The following is a 17,872-nucleotide window of genomic DNA, read 5'->3' on the forward strand; positions in this document are numbered from 1 at the left end:
CTTTTGAATCTTTTTTATTTTGTTAAGTTTGTGCTGCACATTCAACTATAATAACCATGAAAAAATATTGCTTAATTTTTATAACCCTATTGACAACATTGAGCTATAACATATTATCTGCTCAAGATGTCAACCCTGCTGATTTTCCGACTTTGGTTGGTTATTGGAAATTTCAAGATACCGGAGATTTGACCAAGGCGACCGTTGGAAATGATTTGATTAAATTTGGAACAGATAAGTGGGTGCAGGGTCCTGCTTATGGTGATACGGCAATTCAAATCGGTTTGGGTTCATATTATCGGTGTTATCACAACATATCGCCCAATGGTGGCGGGGTATTCGTTAATGAATACACGATGATGTTTGATTTTATGGTAGAAAACTTGACCAATTGGAGAACATTTTATCAAACGAATACAACCAACTCCAATGATGGAGAATATTTTATCAAACCGGATAATGGCTCTTTGCCCGGTGCCATTGGTTCTGCTCAGATTTCCTATGACTCTGTATTTGTTGTACAACCGTATCAATGGTATCGTTTGGTGTTATCTGTCAAGAATGATTCTTTTTATCGGATTTATATTAACGGGAATTTACTAAGAAACGGAAATTTTGATGTAAAAGATGATAGGTATTCACTCAAAGACAATGTTTTGTTTTTTGCTGATAATAATGGAGAAGATGATACAATCAATATAGCATCACTTGCTATATTCAGTTCAAGTTTAAATGCTACCGAAGTAAAATTATTAGGAACAATAGAACCCTGTATTGCATATCCAATACTCGTTGAACTGGGTAGCGATACTGCTTTTTGTGATGGTGGCAGTGTAACCAAAAGTTTGCCTGTTCAATATGCTTATAAGTGGTTGACTGGCGACACAAGCTCTACGGTTACATTCAATACAGCCAAGCTTGGTATAGGCACACGAAGTATTTGGGTAGAGGCAAAGGATATAAATAATTGTATCAAGCGCGACACATTTAAAGTAACGATAGCAGCACTTCCGGTTCCTGCATTAGGTTCAGATACAAGTCTTTGTGTAGATTCGGGAGCTGTTTATAACCTCAAAGCAGGGTATCTGACCGGTAATTCTTTTGAGTGGAAAAAACTACCCTCAGACTCTATTATTTCTGTGTCAAACAGTTATAATGTTGCAAAGAGCGGGGTGTATGCTGTAAAAATGAAAACAAGCTATGGTTGTGTGGGTTACGACACAGTTGATGTAACCATGAACATTAACCCACCTAAACCGATTATTTCATATAATGCACTACAATTGTGTGAGGGAGACACGTTTAATATTTCTACTTCACCCGGTTTTGCATTTTATCATTGGAATAATGGACAGACTGCTGCAAGTTTTGACCTTACCCAAAGTGCAGGGCTTGTTGTGAATGTTGAAACAGCAGAAGGGTGTATCAGCCCCAAGTCCGACAGTATTTATTTTTATTTTAATCCGTTGCCGCCAAAGCCTCAGGTTTATGTTATTCCTGACTCTGTCTTTTGTGCAGGAGACAGCGTATCCTTGTTTATTATTGATGCTTACCAATCCATTTTATGGAATGACGGCAATCAGACTTCAATGCGAGACATAAAGCAAAGCGGTGTTTATAGTGTACAAATAGTAGATATGAATGGATGTACCAGTCCAAGGTCGGATGAGGTCAAGATTGAAGAGCTTACAAGACCGGATAATCCCGTGTTGCTAAGCCAGGATGGAGCAGATTTTTGTGAGGGAGATACTGCAAGATTTACTTGTCAAACCAATGCTGAACTTATTTTGTGGTCGAATGGAGATACAGGTATTGCAACCTATGTTTTGTCAAGCGGTAAATTTTCTGTAACCGCTCAAAATTTGAATGGCTGTTTTAGCTTAGAAGAAGACTCGCTCGAAATTTTGTTTCACCCAATACCGGATGAGGCAGTGTTTGTTATATATGGTAAAGACAGCATCGCTTCCGCGTTTAGTGCATCTTTGTATGAATGGAAGGTTGACGATGTATTACAAGGCAATACAGAAAAGTCATTACCAATTGTTTTTAATAAGAAAATCAGCTTGCGTTTAGGCAACGGCTTTTGCTGGTCGGAATGGACTGACACCACACTGTCTGGTGAAACAAGTGTCAACAGTATATTTAGCAATACTTTTAGAATGTTTCCCAATCCTACTCAAAGTATGATTGAGTTTGATTTTGACCAACCTATAAATAGAAGCACTTTGGAAGTTAATGTTTTTTCGTTGGATGGCAAGAGGGTATTTGCCCAACAAGGTTGTCAAAGTGCAATTGATTTGAGCAATTTGGAAGCAGGACAATATATTGTTTATCTAATTAGTGATGCTACAATATTTGTTGGTAGGTTAATCAAACAATAACAAAGGAATCCAGTAGAGCAAAACCACCTGAAGATACGGACATCTTCGACTTGAATTTTAACAATAAAAAAGCCCCGACTAATCGGGGCTTTTGGCGGAGAGAGAGGGATTCGAACCCCCGGAGGTGTTACCCTCAATGGTTTTCAAGACCACCGCATTCGACCGCTCTGCCATCTCTCCTTTTGAGGGTTGCAAAAATAACCCAATTTTTATATTTACAAACAGACTATATTTTTATCTTATTCTTTTTTTTGTCCTCTCTCATCTTCTTGATAGAGACTTTGTTTATGCTGTGGTTCAGCTCATATCCTATCAAAATGGAATATACATTTACATAAATGACCAGCATCAGCGCAATGATTGCACCAATGGAACCGTAGAGTTTGTTGTATGCGTTGAAATGATTTACATAAGATGAAAAAATATAAGTCATAGCAAGCGAAAGCACTGTTGCCACAATACTACCCGGTGAAAAGAACTTCCATTTGGCGATACTTGAATGACCTATATAGTATATAAATGAAATAATGAAGAATACTAAGGAAGCAAGAATGATAACTTCGAATACACTCAAACCTATATTGAGAATGAACTCATTCACACCCAGATTGGCTATTAATGTTGATATATAAACGCTGGCAAGCTTTACAATGATGGCAAGTATCAATAACATTGAAACAATAAAGGTAATTCCGATGCTTCTCATGCGCTTTTTAAAAAAATTCCTCTTTTTGCGTATGTCGTCTTCCATTGAAGATTCAAAAGCTTTGATTAATGTATGAAAACCATTGCTCGCAAAATAAATAGCAGTCAAGAAACCCACGCTCAACAATCCGGTTCTTTGAATACTTAAAATATCCGATACGGTATCTTGTATTGTTTTGAATGTAGCATCAGGCAGAAAATCTTCCATCATGCTTAACACTTTTCCTTGTATATCATTTATTGGGAAGTAAGCTATTAACGTAAAAAGGAAAATGATGGAGGGAAACAATGCCAAGAAGAAATTGAAAGAAAGAGCACCTGCATATAGATTAAACCTTTGTTTGCCTACGTAACTCAAAAACAAACTCGCCACTTCATACAAAGAAGCTCCCTCAAAACCCGGCAAATAGATGGCATCAGTGATTTTTTCTATCACCCTCTTTACTTGTGTGTATAAATCCTTTACTATCTGTATAGGTGCTAACATTTCTCTAAAATCTTAATACAAAATGTTCTTTTTCTTGTTGCTGGCGCAAAAATACAATTCCCATAAAAAACAAGTCAATCGATACACGCACCTTTTCATGGTTTTTTATAATTTCCCAACATTCATGCATGTCTTCACTCCAACGAATATCATCAAAAACAAAAATGGTATCATTGTGTGATTTTTCGAGGAACATTTCAAAATATTTCAGTGTGGCATCTTTCTTATGGTTGCCGTCTATGAAAGCGTAATCAACTCGAGGCAGTTGTGTAAGCAATGCCGGCAAGGCGTTGTCAAATACGCCATGAAAAAGCTGTACACTGTCTTGCAAACCAATTTTGTTAAAATTAAAATGGGCTATTTCTGCTATTTTAAGACTGCCTTCTATGGTAAAAAGTTTTCCTTGTGTCAATGCAATTGCTTGGTACATTGCACTCATGCCAAAGTTTGTTCCAAGTTCAATGGCAATTTCGGGTTGATAATACCGACAAATCCGGTATAGTAGTTTTGCGTATTTACTGTTTTTGGAAGAACGTGCAACTAATTTAGCTAATGGTGCTTTGTAAGTCTTTTTGCCGGATGCTCCAAAGTCATCAACAGCAATGGTAGCAGCAGAACTTAACATCCGTTGACGTACAAGCTCAATATCATAAAAACGAGGGTCTTCGATCCGTTTGTATAATACATTTTCAGCAAATTCATAAACAAAGGGAGAGTGAGTGCCATGCCTGCTTTTGGCAAAGAGTAGGTAGCCAATATATTCCGGCAGGAGTGCCGCTCCTCTAAAAAACATTATTTACGTATTACTGAACGAAGCATTTTAAGTTCTGCTTCTAATTTCTGTATTTGCTCATGAGTTTTAGCAATTTTGACTTCAAATTGTTTTTTGAGCGTATCTGCTCCCTTTGAATTGGCAAAGAACCCTAGATTGTTCTCAAAAGTCTTAATCTCCTCCGACAAAGTTCTGATTCTGCCTGTCAGTTTTCTTTCTTCGTCTTTCAATAAGCCAAAGCTGTTAGGTTTTTGTGCCAACATCTCATAGTGTTCCTTCAATCTACCTTGTTTGAATTCATCAGTAGAAAGCTTGAATTTGTTGAGTATTGCATCGTTGATAGTTTCAAATTTCTTTGTAATATCTTGAAACTTTGCCCTGGGCACAAATCCAATTTGATTCCATTGCTTCTGAAATCCGCGCAGTTGTTCAAATACTTTGTCTTTGTTTTCTTCTCCGCTATCATGCAACGCTTGCAGCGCAGTCAATATTGATTCTTTTGCTTTTAGATTCTCCTTTTCTTCTTCTTTGGCAGCAGTTCTGTGTATATCTCTGCGTTTAAAAAATGCATCACATGCAGCCCTGAACCGGCTCCATATCTCATCAGAATATTTATTGGGAACCGGTCCTATGGATTTCCATTCTTCTTGTAACTTGATAAGTTCCAAACCGGTTCTTTCAAAATCGTTGCTATCGCTTATTTTCTCTGCCTTTTCACACAACTTGAGTTTGAGTGCATAGTTCTTTTCTCTGTCTTGGTTAATATCTGCAAAGAATTCTTTTCTGTGTTTGTAAAAATTGTTTTGTGCTTCTCTAAAGCGTTTCCATATCTGGTCGCTCACAAATTCAGGCACGGGTCCTATGGATTTCCATTCGGCAAACAAGGCTTCAATTTCCTCAACCTTTTGATTCCATTCTTTAGGAGTTTTGTATTCGATTGAAGAAAGTTGCTCCGCCTTTTCGCATATAACAGTCTTGAGTTCAAGGTTTTGTTTGCGCTTTTCTTTAAGCTCTTCAATAACTGCTTTGTTTCTTTCAATTATTTTATCAGAAGCAGCTTTGAAGCGTTGCCAGATGTCTTCTGTAAATTCTTTAGGAACAGGACCTATGTTTTTGTAATCTTCATGCAATTTGTTCAATAAAATATGTGAGTGTTTTACAGAAGATTGTTCTTCAAAAAGCTCTCCGACTTTCTTAATGAGTTCAATTTTCGCCTCTAAGTTTTTTTGACGATCAAGCTCTTTCAATTCGTGATAAATACTCAAATTGTCATAAAACTTATCTAATAAGAAACGGTATTTTTCCCAAAGTCCATCCATCTGTCCACGAGGAACTCTGCGGATTTGTCGCCATTCTTGTTGTAGTTTTTTGAGTTCTTCCAAGCTGTTTTCTGTTTCTTCTGATTCAGTTAACACTTGAATTTTATCTAAAATCTCGTTTTTGAGTTTAAGGTTGATTAGTTTTTCTTCTTCTGCTCTTGCTTTTTCTTGTGCTCTTCTTTCCAAGAATCTTGTATAGGATTGATAGAACTCATTTTTGAGCGCATCAACCGGTGCTCTGAAATCCCTTGGTTCGTTGCCTGCTGCAACAAATTCTTTTAATAACCCTTCTCTCTCTTTTTTAATGATATCGTCAAACAGTACACGCATCTTTTTGTAGGACTCATGTGCTTCGGTTATACCCGGAGAAAAGATTAATTCTTTTGCCTTTTGCACAAACTCTTCTTTGCCAAAGCCGGAATAATCAGTACGGTCAGTAGCTGTTTCCGTTTCTTCGAATTCTGTCTCTTCCTCTTGTTCATTTCCTGCGTGTTCAAGAGCCTCAATCTTTTTTACCTCATCCTCTTCGTGTAGGTTGTCTTGCGTTATTTTATCAGTCATTTTAGTTTCTGAGTGATTTTGTAAAGGGGTGCAAAGATAAAAAAATCCACTATCTTTGACAGCCTCGAAATTCATTATGACTGTAAAGATTGTTGAGTGTCCGAGAGATGCTATGCAGGGGCTTCATATTCAGATACCTACTGCTGTGAAAATTGAGTATATAAACACTCTTTTAGCTTGTAATTTTGATGTGTTGGACTGTGGCAGTTTTGTTTCTTCTCATGCAATTCCACAACTTGCAGACTCCAAAGAGGTTTTACAAGGCATAAATGAAAAAGGAAATACTAAACTATTGGTGATTGTTGCCAATGTGAGAGGAGCGCAAGAGGCGTGTGCTATTCAAAAAATTGACTTTCTTGGTTATCCATTTTCTGTTTCTGATATTTTTCAAAGAAGAAACACCAATAAAAGCAGAGAGGAATCGTATGTAATTTTAAATCAAATTCAACAAATGGCATTGCAATACGACAAGCAGACCGTAGCCTATATTTCAATGGGTTTTGGAAATCCTTATGGTGAACCTTGGTCTATTGCATTAGTGGAAGATTGGGTTGCTAAGGTTATAGATTTAGGCATTAAAACTATTTCATTGAGTGATACTGTCGGAAAAGCGAATCCGGAGGATATTTTTGCTTTATTTTCTCATTTAATTCCTACTTTTCCTGATATAGAATTTGGTGCACATCTCCATACGCGACCGGACAATTGGGAAAGCAATGTGGAAGCAGCTTTTAGAGCCGGATGCAGAAGGTTTGACGGTGCTGTCAAAGGCTATGGCGGGTGTCCTTTTGCAGAAGATGCTTTGACTGGAAACTTGCCTACAGAAAATCTGATACATTTTATTGAAATTAGAGGGGAGAAACACAAGGTGATTAAAGACAAATTCAACCATTCGCTCAATTTAGCTCTCAAAGTTTTTGCATAGCATTATGCAGGGCTGCATTAATTTTACTAAATATATTGGCAAAACTTTGAAAAGGGTTGATTTGTATAGAGAGTGGAGCATATCGGAGTCGAACCGATGACCTCTACAATGCCATTGTAGCGCTCTAGCCAGCTGAGCTAATGCCCCTTCGGATTTGAGCTTGCAATAATAGTTGTTTTTCTGTGATATTTTGGTTTGCATTTATTCCTTGACGTAATCTATTGTGTATGAAGCCGTACCTTGTAATGATATAGTAGTCCATAGATTTAATAAAAATAGAGCATTTTTGAGTTTAATAAAAACTCGTTTTTGTTTTGCGTTTCAATAAATAGTATAACTATAATTATAATATTATCCACAGTCATATTCCTAAATCAGTCTGATTGTCTTTTGCATTTCTATTGGTATTAAACACTTTTTGAGGGAATAAAATTAGGGGTTGTTTGTTCTTTCTTGTTATTTGTATATTGGTAAATAAAAAAATATTTTTAATAAATTGGAATAAATATACATTTGCGCATGAATCTAACCAATAAAAGTATCAAAATGCTTTTATTGGAGATTAAATCAAAAACAGTAATATGAGAACAACGATTACCGCCACTTTTAAGCACAGCATCAAACCTCCGCTATGGATGTTAGCTGTCGGATTTTTACTCTGCTCATTCATGCAGGTAAAAGCAACAGACCTTGAGAATATCATTCCTTATAAAGGGAAGATAACCCGAGATGTTGAACTATCTTCCACCTCTACATGGACAATTAAGCAATCAGGAAATGTTTTTGCAAGCGGAATGGGAGAAACCCTGTTAGATTTCTCATTTAATATTCCCGGAGATTACACCATTGAAATTAACGAGACTGATGTAACCAAACAACACCATGATGAATGTGAGCATACCGAGTGGCCGATTGTAATGAACATAACAGTAAGTCCGGTACGCATGACTTTTGACATGAGTTCCTTGGCATTGTCTGAAGACATCATAGGCGGGAAGGATATGACAGGCAGCACATTGACTATCTCTGTGTTTGTAGAGACATTTAACAACCAGCCTGTAACCTTGACCTATCCACAGTTCAGAAGCGCGGGTATAGAAACCACAATTGAAGGTAGCTTACCCAATCCGGCAACCATACTCATGCCCGGTATCAATCTACTGCAATACGATTTGAAAGGTGCAGCTACCTCCGGAACCTATATTATGTTTGACTTGATTGATTACAATGGTCTGACACAGTGTTACTATAAACAGGAAATGATTCCATAAATTACACACAAACAATGAAAAGATTAATTACAAACACCATTCAATATAGTATAGCATTGGCAGCATTTGCTTTGTGCATAAACGAAACCAATGCACAATCTATATGTGCTACTCCAGTTGTCGGATGCCCTAATACGAATTTATCCAATTACGGATTTAATTCTAATGATACGGCTGCTACGATAGAATACGACAACATGACTTCTGCATTCCATGCAACGATTGTAAGAAATGGAGACGGAACTTTTTCTACTTGGGGTGCTCAAAGCGGTCCTGCGGGAAATGATGCAGGTAGCAACCTAAGCCCTAAGGTGATTAACAGCACCAATTACACCGGTTTGAAAGGCACACCGCTAAAAGCGGGCGTTGGTTCAACAACTACTTCTCACCAATTCATTTTGCTTACTACCTACGGGTTGTTTGCTTGGGGAACTGAGGGTACCGTGATTGATAATGCCCACACTTCAAGTACCGCTTTCCAGCGCTTGGGTGCGGGAACTTTTTCTAATGCAGACTCTACCGGATTACCAAACGGAATACAACCCGGAGATGTTAAAATGCTGTTTGTAACTTATCAAACCATTGCAATTACTACTTGTGGCGGAGATGTTTGGGTGTTGTCACAACAGGCTAGGTTAAGAGGGAATGGCAATAGTGGCAATGCAACTACTTGGTATAGAGTTAGAAAAAGTTCCGGAGCATCTGATTGGCTTACAGACATTGTTGTTTGCAGGGGTTCATATCGTGGGTTGTTTGCGCTGGATGGAAGCGGTAATATTTGGACCTGGGGGAACAATGTGTATCTTGGTGATAACACAGCCGCAAACAACCTTAATTATGCAGCAAGCATGACCAAACCGACAGGAACTATCAAAATGATAGGCTCTACCTCCTCCACCGATAAAATCAGCTATTACGTTCTGATGACCAATGGTAAGCTCTATGCTCTGGGTAATAATGACTATCGTCAGTTAGGTGATTTCACCACAACTGAAAGACGAGGCTGGGTACAGTGTCAGTATAGTAATACTCCCACTTATATGAACAATATAAAATGGATAAGCCCCAATGAACATGGAGTTTATAATAATAGTAACGCAATGTCAGTCAACGCATTAAATGCTAATAAAAAAATATATGCTTGGGGTAATAGTAATACTAGTATGATTGGAAGAGGAAGTTCTTCTTATGATCCAGACCAACCAGATGGGCTAAGCGCATCAGGCGATAGTATGTTGACAGTAGAAACAGGCGCTCACACCAGTATGGTAATCAAACAGTGTTCCTCCACCTTTGGTTATGTAGGACACAGAATTAACGGCAGTATGGGTAATGGCTCAAGTGCATCAGCAACGGAGAGTTCTTATACATTTGCATCCGCACCTGTAGATATTTGCGGAGCACCGTCCAAACCCACTGCATCTGCAAAACCCAAAATTAACTTTGGAGGTTCCGGTTTATGCTACGAGTCAGATTTTATAGTAACTTCGGTAAGACGGGCTTCATATTCATTTATACAGCAAACACCTTCCGGAATAGCCACTTTAGACAGTGTACATTTTGATACATTTTTAATTAAATTCAAAGAACCGGGCTATATTAAGTTAGAGTCCAGCCTTCCCAATGTGTGCGGAGTCGTAAAAGACACGTTTGAGACAGCCGTTTTAAAGTGTAAATTTACCAATCCTGACTACAATATCGGTTTAATCAACACAACTGTATCAGGCACAATAGCAACCAATGACAACATATCCTATTCTGCCACACCATACAACACAAGTCCCACCCTCATCCATAAACCAAGTGGCAGCACCCCGAATATCAGTTTGAGTGCCAATGGAAGCTATACCTTTAGTGCGGACAAAGCCGGGACATATATCTATGTAGATTCGATTTGCGATCCGGGTCAAGTGAGCAATTGTGAAGTAGAATATCTCACTATATACCTATCCGACCCCACCACATTAAACAATCCACCGGCTGCTGCTACCGACATAGTAGCAACGAAAAAGAACACTGCAGTAGCCATCAAGACCTTGGATAACGACTATGCCGGTGCAACAGGGCGTTCATTGGTTCCCTCCAGTGTAAGTATAACAAGTTCGTTCACGGCATCCTTTGCGAGTGATACAGGAAGTTTTTCTATCAATTCATCCACCGGAGTTGTAACCTTTACTCCGGTGTCCACATTTGTAGGGGATTTCACCTATTTTTATAAAGTATGTAACGATGCCTCACCTACTGCATTATGTGATACAGGCATACAAAAAATCACAGTAAACGGGTTGGGTATTCAAAACACGACCTTGGGCGTAGATGACATGAAAAAAGGTGGAAAAAACAAGCCGGTCAGCGGCAACGTAATCAACAACGACATCGATCTGGAGGGGAATACCCAGAGTGCAACTCCGCAAAACATAAATGTTCCGGGAGTAGGAAATTTCACCCTCAGTTCCAACGGCAACTATACGTTTACACCCTTTATAGGTTTTCAGGGATTCACCGGCTTTGATTATGAAGTATGTGACAATGGCACCCCCGTGGCATGCGAAAAGGCTACTATTTATATCATGATAGACAATGAAATAACCGAGCCTGATATGCAAGCCACCACAGTCAATAAGAGCATAAACGGAGATGTGTCAACCAACGATCCTTTGCCGGCAGGATATCTTTACATCTCCGGTGGAGGTCTTGCGGGCAATCCGTTAGGCGGAAGTTTCAGCATCAATCCGGATGGCACCTACACATTTTCAGGAAGCAATGTGGGCACCTATCGTTACAAAGTTAACGCATGTACTCCCACGCCCAATGCAGTATGTATGGAAGAGTTGTTGGAGATCAATGTGAGCGATCCTAAAGTAAACTCCAACGACCCTATTACCAATCCGGATATGGTGATCATGTATGGACATGATTCGAATCCGGCAACCGTAACGATTAATGTACGCGCCAATGACAACATATCCAATATATATGGAAAAATAGGTGCTCTCGGCACATTAGCAAATCCAACCATAAGTGTAAGTGCTAAAAACAGCCAATCTCTCTCGGTGAATGGTAGTGGAAATATAGAATACAGACCCAAAAATGGTTTTTACGGTCAGGATACATTTTATTATGAAGTATGCGAAGCCTTAACCGTTTTGTGTAAAGAAGAAATGGTAGTTATAACAGTCAATGCTCCATCAACTCCTGTTGCAACTGTGGCATCGGATGATTACGGATTTACGTTTACAGCCACTACAGTCAATGTATCGGCAGCCAACGGCTTGCTAGCCAATGACTTTTCGAATTCAGGAGGAAGTTGGAATGTAACACCTCAAGCTATCAACAATCCATCAATCGGTAATTTAACAATCAACTCTGATGGGAGTTATAGTTTTGTCCCGGTATCTGCCTTTTTGGGTACGGCAGTTTTCCCATATCATGTATGTAAGGGAAGCGCATGTACCGAAGCAACACTGTATATTCAGGTATTTGATTTGAATCTGTTGCCCATAGAGTTGATAAGATTTCAGCCAATAGGCTTTGACAGTTATGTTGACATCTATTGGACAACCACAGTAGAGCAGAACAATTCCTACTTCACGATAGAGCGCAGTTATGACAAGGAATCTTGGTCACATGTAGGAGATGTACAAGGAGCGGGCACAAGTTTTCAAGAGAACAACTATCAACTCACAGATTACACAAAACCGGAGCCATTGGTATATTATAAGATTTCGCAAACCGACTTTGACGGCATCCGTTCTGATTTGCGCATAGCCAAGTTGCAGATGGGTACCGACTTAGTAGGAGAAGTGATGTTGTTTCCGAACCCATGTTACCAAGAGTTGAATTTGAGCGGCATGGCATCGAGAAAATTAGGATATGAGATATACAATGCATTTGGTCAACAGGTAATGAAGAGCGAAGGAGGCTTGGGCAATGAACTCAAGATAGATGTGAGTGGGCTGCCGCAAGGAACGTATTATATCCGAGTAACAGACAAAGGAGTTCTCAAAGTGAAATCCGCTTTTATTAAGTTGGATTAAACTTAACTATACAGAAATTAAGAGATAACAAAGAGGCTGCCCGTATCGGGCAGCCTCTTTAGTTTAATAACTGCTAATCAATGTGCAAGCTATCTTTTTCCTGACCACATCGCCATTTTCGTGAAACGCTTCAAATAGAATGATATAAATACCGATTGGACATCGGGTTGTGGTTGCATCCAAAAACCCATCCCAAATGAGCGTACCAGAATTTGCTATTGTATGATTTCTGATTGGATGTGCTACAAAAACCCCTGACGCATTATAGATATATACATTGGCGACAAAACCATTTTTTTCTAAATTAAATCTAATATTGAGCAAATCGTCAATTCCATTGCCGTCCGGGGAGAAAACTTCCGGGTCTAACCATACTTGTCCGATAGATGTTGAAGGCTTGCGAGATTGCGAGTTTTCATAACCGGGGGTAGCAAAACCTGCATTGGCAGTGGCTGATGTCCAATTTGTAGGGTCTGTGGCAGGTCGTTCAAATTCAATCCGTTCCAGACTTAGCCCTTTTTTGTCGGTAATCATTTTAAAGTGCATAGATTCATTATACAAGAAACTGTCTAACACTTGTCCTTTAGAATCGGTTAATACAACTCCTCCGCTCTTTTGTGGAAACGAAGGCATAGACTTGACACGAAAGATATTCCTTGGTTGCAAGCATGTATAAAAAGTACACAAGTCAGTGCCCGAAGTCGAAAAAACAACATATTGTTGAGGAAAAAGCAACATTCCATCGGAAACAGGTGTTGTAAAATCTCTAAAACTGCCATCGTCCTTGAGGTTTCCTAAACGCAAATTTTTTAAATCTAAAATTTTATTGCTGATATTATAGATTTCGACAAATTCAGAAAGCTCAGCAGGCGGGTTGAACAGTATTTCATTAATTAAAATATCTCCTTTTTGAATGGTATCAAACATGCCTACCCGAATGGAGGTTTCGTTTATAAAATTGCCGGAACAATCGCTAAGACCTTTGAGGGCGAGTGTATAAACAATATTGGGTTCAAACTCAAAATCCCATTGCAAATGGACTATACCCATAAAACATCGCGTAACCGCCACAGGGCTGATGGACAGTTCCTTGATGGTATATTGATTGGTGTTCATACATGAAAACGAATCAAGTTCCTCAGAAAACCTAAGTTCTATAATAGAGGGGTTGAGAGGGTAAGCCGATAATAAAGTAGGAGCAACATTATCAGAATTGGACGATTTAACAGTATTATGACTTGCCGGTGTACCTCCTTGTAGGTGCGTAGAAGCAGCCCAGTTTTCACTACCTCCACAAGGGTTGGAAGGGTCTATCATTTCTAAACTGAACCCGCCATTTTTCTTGAATTCATTGCCATACCACCGATCTGTATAGCGGATATTGTGAATGATATTGTTATTGGCATCGCGCAAAATGACATCGTCTTCGGTTTTGTTAAAAGTCGGGAAATTGCTTACACCTTTGGTAGTTCCAAAAATTGAAAGAGAAGCAACGCCTGAATGTGAGCAGATGATAAGAAAACTGTCAGGGAGCAAAAGAAAGGTGCTTATTGTTGCAGTACTCACCCTGTCCGCCAACTTGAAACCCGTCAAGTCAATCACTTTTGCAGAACGGTTGTAAATTTCAATATAACTATATTCGGGCAAACCAACCGAGGGGCTGGGAGTTGCCATAATTTCGTTTATTACCAAATCATACGGATTTGCAGACTCGGGTTTTAAATAGCGATAAGAAAGTGAGGTATCCCTCATAGAATTCTGTTCTTCATCGGTAATGTTTTTAAGTGTAAGTGTATATGTTGTTAAAGAAACAAGGGGTGAAGCAAGTTTCAATCCTACTTTTGTATTACTGTCAGAAAGATGAATAGATTGAATAATGAGAGAGGGGGCTAAAATAAAATTTGCAGGATTGGTGGCAGCAAGGGAATCTAATTGCTCACTAAAAACCAATGAAATACTGTCTTCACCTATCCAATTACTTTGCAATAAATACGGAGCTATGCTGTCGCGTATTTCCTTACCCATGTAATACAAACTGAAAAAATGTTTTTGAAAAAAGGATGCGGTAGATTGTCTGATAAGCAAGCCTGTATGTGGCAGTGCTGAAAGCGTTGTGTCGGTGGTTACTCCTTCTAAGCTCATTGGATTTAACTGTCCTTGCGTATTGACCGAAAGCGACCATGTGCCTTCAAAAGTTCTGAGCACACGAACCGTCAACAAATTATTACTTTTATTGAGTATGTCATCCGTGCCGTCTATAAGCAGAACAGGGGTTTGTCCATTCACTTTTTTATATAAACTTACTTCGTCCTTGGTGTTGCCAATTCTGACATAGTAAGCGTTTTTAACAGAAGGCAAATGACCGGTATCAGCCATCAAAAACCAATCAACATAATTAGCAGAAGAGGGATTAAACTTGAGCTCCATCTGAATCAACCATTCTGTAGTGTCATGGTGAAAAGATTTTCTGCTTAAAAAAAAAGTTGCATTGGCAAGTTCAGAATTGGAGCGTAAACGATAGTTGTCAATAATAAATGCCTGCGTATCTCCCTCCCATTCAGTGTTGTATCTTAGCGAATCATAATCAAACACATCATCAATTTGTGCTTGTAAGCAAGAGAATTTCCAAAAGAAAACAAATGCCAACACCATATATCTGATGGTTTTCATAAGCAAGCAATAACTGATTCATTGGAAAAACAAATATAAATTAAAAACTGTATTTAATTCATTAATTGCTATTTACAGCAATGCAATAGAGAAATCACCGCTATTAGCAGACACAAAGAATATGGATAATACAATTAAAACTGAAGAATATTGTAAGAGTACAAAGACCTTTCGCTATATCCTTATTTAGCTTCAGGCCGCATTTGAGGAAAGAACAAAACCTCTTGGATTGTGCTTTGGTTGGTCAGTAACATGGTTAAGCGGTCAATACCAACACCTAAGCCCGAAGTTGGGGGCATGGCAAATTCAAGTGCTCTCAAGAAATCTTCGTCCAAAGGCATAGCCTCATCATCACCCTTGCCTGCAAGTCTTAATTGGTCTTCAAAACGTTCGCGCTGGTCAATTGGGTCGTTTAACTCGCTGTAAGCATTGGCGATTTCTTTGCCGTTTACAAACAATTCAAACCTTTCTACCAAGCCTTCTTTTGTTCTATGCTTTTTGGTTAGCGGACTCATTTCAATAGGATAATCCGTAATAAAAGTAGGCTGGATGAGATGTTCTTCGCACTTTTCTCCAAAAATCTCATCAATTAATTTGCCTTTACCCATGCTTTCCTCAGTTTCGATTCCGAGCTTTTTGCAAGTTGCACGCAATTCGCTTTCATCCATCTTGCTGATGTCAATTCCGGTATATTCTTTAATTGCATCAAACATTGTAATCCTTTTATAAGGACCTGCAAAGTTTATGCTGTGTTTTCCTACTGTGGCCTCCGTAGTCCCGTTTACATCTAATGCTGCTCTTTCTATCACCTCTTCCACAAAATTCATCATCCATTCATAGTCTTTATAAGCCACATAAATTTCCATACCTGTAAACTCGGGATTGTGAGTGCGGTCAATGCCTTCATTTCTGAAGTTTTTTGCAAATTCATACACGCCTTCAAATCCGCCAACAATTAATCTTTTTAGGTATAATTCATTGGCAATTCTCATATACAGGGTCATGTCCAATGCGTTGTGATGAGTAACAAAAGGTCGCGCTGCTGCTCCTCCGTGAATGGGTTGCAAAATCGGAGTCTCAACTTCCAAATATCCATGAGAATTAAAGGTGTTGCGCAATGATTGAATGAGTTTGGTACGCTTCACAAAAGTTTCTTTAACCTGCGGATTTACAATTAAATCTACATAACGCATACGGTAACGTAGTTCGGGGTCTGTAAAAGCATCATGAATTACACCATCTTTTTCTTTAGGGAGTGGGAGCGGGTTTAAGCATTTTGATAACAATTTGAACTCTTTCACATGAACAGAAGTTTCGCCCGTCTGTGTAGTAAATACAAACCCTTTTACACCAATGATGTCGCCAATATCCAGCCATTTCTTAAAGAGGTCATTATAGAGTGTTTTATCCTCGCCCGGACAAATTTCATCACGGTTAAAATACAGTTGGATTCTTCCTGTGCTGTCTTGTAATACTGCAAATGAGGCTTTGCCCATGATTCTGCGTGTCATGAGTCTTCCTGCCAATGAAACATCTTTATATTCTACTTTATTGTTTTCGTAATTGGTCAGAATCTCTTGTGCAGACGCATTCACTTTGTATTCTTCAGCAGGATATGGGTCAATACCGACTTTTCTTATTTCATCCAAAGCTTGTCTGCGTAGTATTTGATGCTCGTTCAGTTCCATTGCCTTTATTTTGAGTCTGCGAAAATAATCCTTGTTTGTATATTTACTTGCTTAATGCGATTAGTTTTCTATCAATATAAAATGAAGCAATATTTAGAACTAATTAATCATGTATCAGCCAATTTTATTCATCAAAATAATGACTCATCTTCTCTTTATCATTTTGCTTAAACGCTGTGTATGGAGCTGATTGAGCCAAAAGATTCCCCTTTATGATGCGCCTGAAAAGGATTGTTACTAACTTTTGAATTGCAGATACACTTTTTTGAACTTTTTCAAAATATGTGTTCAAAGTGTCTTGCCTAAAATGAACAATATTGTCTAAATCATCACTATCCGTATAATATCCGCAATGGTAATTCTTTTGAACAAAGGCATAAGTCGGGAAATCCAATTTGCCCAAACCAAAGAGTTCAAAGTTTTTTTGAAGAAAGTCTTTGTTAATAATCCTGTTCTTTTCACCACCTCCTAAATTGAATGTTTTACCCGCTAACTCTCGTTGATGTTCTATACTATTTACAAATGCCCTTGCAGTATCTTCCGGTGAAGTAATTTCCATAGGAGTTTTTAATGGCATTAGAAACATAATTCCGCTCATTTTGTGATTGTCTGCGCCCATAATTGCGGATAATCTGAAAATAGTCCAGCGAAGTTTACTGTTTTGAATCACCTCTTCTGCTTTGATTTTGCTCACGGCATAATAATCACCAACGGTATTTAAAGCATCGGTTACACTGATGTTTGGATTGTTAAGCCGGTCTCCGTAGGTTGCAACTGAGGAGCTGAAAGCAAAGAATGCATCCGGTGAATTTTTTTCGAGATTTGTAATAAGGTTTTTGGTGCCTATAAAGTTAATTTTCTCAGTAATCTCTTTGTTTCTATATGCCGAAGGAGGGATAATTCCTCCCAAATGAATAACAACATCCTGATTTAGTGATGGTTCGATAGTGTCCTCCGGTTTAGATAAATCTCCATAAAAGATCTGAATATCAATTTTGATATTTCGAGAAAATCCGATTGCTGTGCTTAGTTTTTAAATCAAATACCGAGATTGTA

Annotated in this window: 10 protein-coding genes and 2 tRNA genes; 4 read left to right on the top strand and 8 right to left on the bottom strand. The window is 38.6% G+C overall.

The window, feature by feature from the left end; genetic code table 11:
* Positions 1–56: 56 nt before the first annotated feature.
* On the top strand, positions 57–2,381 hold the full coding sequence (locus M0R38_00500) for a T9SS type A sorting domain-containing protein (GenBank protein ID MCK9480228.1): 2,325 nt from the start codon (positions 57–59) through the stop codon (positions 2,379–2,381).
* A 92-nt stretch (positions 2,382–2,473) separates the two neighbouring features.
* Here the strand turns inward: M0R38_00500 and M0R38_00505 are convergent.
* The 4 genes from M0R38_00505 to M0R38_00520 all read right to left on the bottom strand — a co-directional run bounded on the left by M0R38_00505 (position 2,474) and on the right by M0R38_00520 (position 6,225).
* A tRNA-Ser gene (locus tag M0R38_00505) sits at positions 2,474–2,561 on the bottom strand.
* Positions 2,562–2,607: 46 nt separating this feature from the next.
* A complete protein-coding gene (locus tag M0R38_00510) occupies positions 2,608–3,573 on the bottom strand; it encodes a YihY/virulence factor BrkB family protein (GenBank protein ID MCK9480229.1) in 966 nt (321 codons plus the stop codon).
* A gap of 4 nt (positions 3,574–3,577) precedes the next feature.
* A complete protein-coding gene (locus M0R38_00515; protein MCK9480230.1) occupies positions 3,578–4,366 on the bottom strand; it encodes a class I SAM-dependent methyltransferase in 789 nt (262 codons plus the stop codon).
* A complete protein-coding gene (locus tag M0R38_00520; GenBank protein MCK9480231.1) occupies positions 4,366–6,225 on the bottom strand; it encodes a DUF349 domain-containing protein in 1,860 nt (619 codons plus the stop codon). The genes M0R38_00515 and M0R38_00520 overlap by 1 nt, the downstream gene beginning before the upstream one ends.
* A gap of 76 nt (positions 6,226–6,301) precedes the next feature.
* On the opposite strand from M0R38_00520, the gene M0R38_00525 reads away from it, so the two are divergent.
* On the top strand, positions 6,302–7,150 hold the full coding sequence (locus M0R38_00525) for a hydroxymethylglutaryl-CoA lyase (protein ID MCK9480232.1): 849 nt from the start codon (positions 6,302–6,304) through the stop codon (positions 7,148–7,150).
* A gap of 73 nt (positions 7,151–7,223) precedes the next feature.
* Here M0R38_00525 and M0R38_00530 read toward each other — a convergent pair.
* A tRNA-Ala gene (locus tag M0R38_00530) sits at positions 7,224–7,297 on the bottom strand.
* Positions 7,298–7,731: 434 nt separating this feature from the next.
* Between M0R38_00530 and M0R38_00535 the strand changes: the two genes are divergently transcribed.
* Positions 7,732–8,421, top strand: a complete 690-nt coding sequence (locus M0R38_00535; protein ID MCK9480233.1) for a hypothetical protein — start codon at positions 7,732–7,734, stop codon at positions 8,419–8,421.
* Positions 8,422–8,435: 14 nt separating this feature from the next.
* A complete protein-coding gene (locus tag M0R38_00540) occupies positions 8,436–12,458 on the top strand; it encodes an Ig-like domain-containing protein (GenBank protein MCK9480234.1) in 4,023 nt (1,340 codons plus the stop codon).
* 63 nt (positions 12,459–12,521) lie between these two features.
* Here M0R38_00540 and M0R38_00545 read toward each other — a convergent pair whose 3' ends face one another.
* The 3 genes from M0R38_00545 to M0R38_00555 all read right to left on the bottom strand — a co-directional run bounded on the left by M0R38_00545 (position 12,522) and on the right by M0R38_00555 (position 17,762).
* Positions 12,522–15,128, bottom strand: a complete 2,607-nt coding sequence (locus tag M0R38_00545; protein ID MCK9480235.1) for a lamin tail domain-containing protein — start codon at positions 15,126–15,128, stop codon at positions 12,522–12,524.
* 182 nt (positions 15,129–15,310) lie between these two features.
* Positions 15,311–16,816 (bottom strand): lysine--tRNA ligase, encoded by a 1,506-nt coding sequence (lysS, locus tag M0R38_00550; protein MCK9480236.1) that lies wholly within the window; start codon positions 16,814–16,816, stop codon positions 15,311–15,313.
* Between the two features lie 124 nt (positions 16,817–16,940).
* Complete coding sequence (locus M0R38_00555) at positions 16,941–17,762, bottom strand: NAD(P)-dependent oxidoreductase (protein MCK9480237.1); 822 nt, start codon at positions 17,760–17,762, stop codon at positions 16,941–16,943.
* Positions 17,763–17,872 lie beyond the last annotated feature (110 nt).

Source organism: Bacteroidia bacterium, from assembly GCA_023228875.1.
GTDB lineage: Bacteria > Bacteroidota > Bacteroidia > NS11-12g > UBA955 > JALOAG01.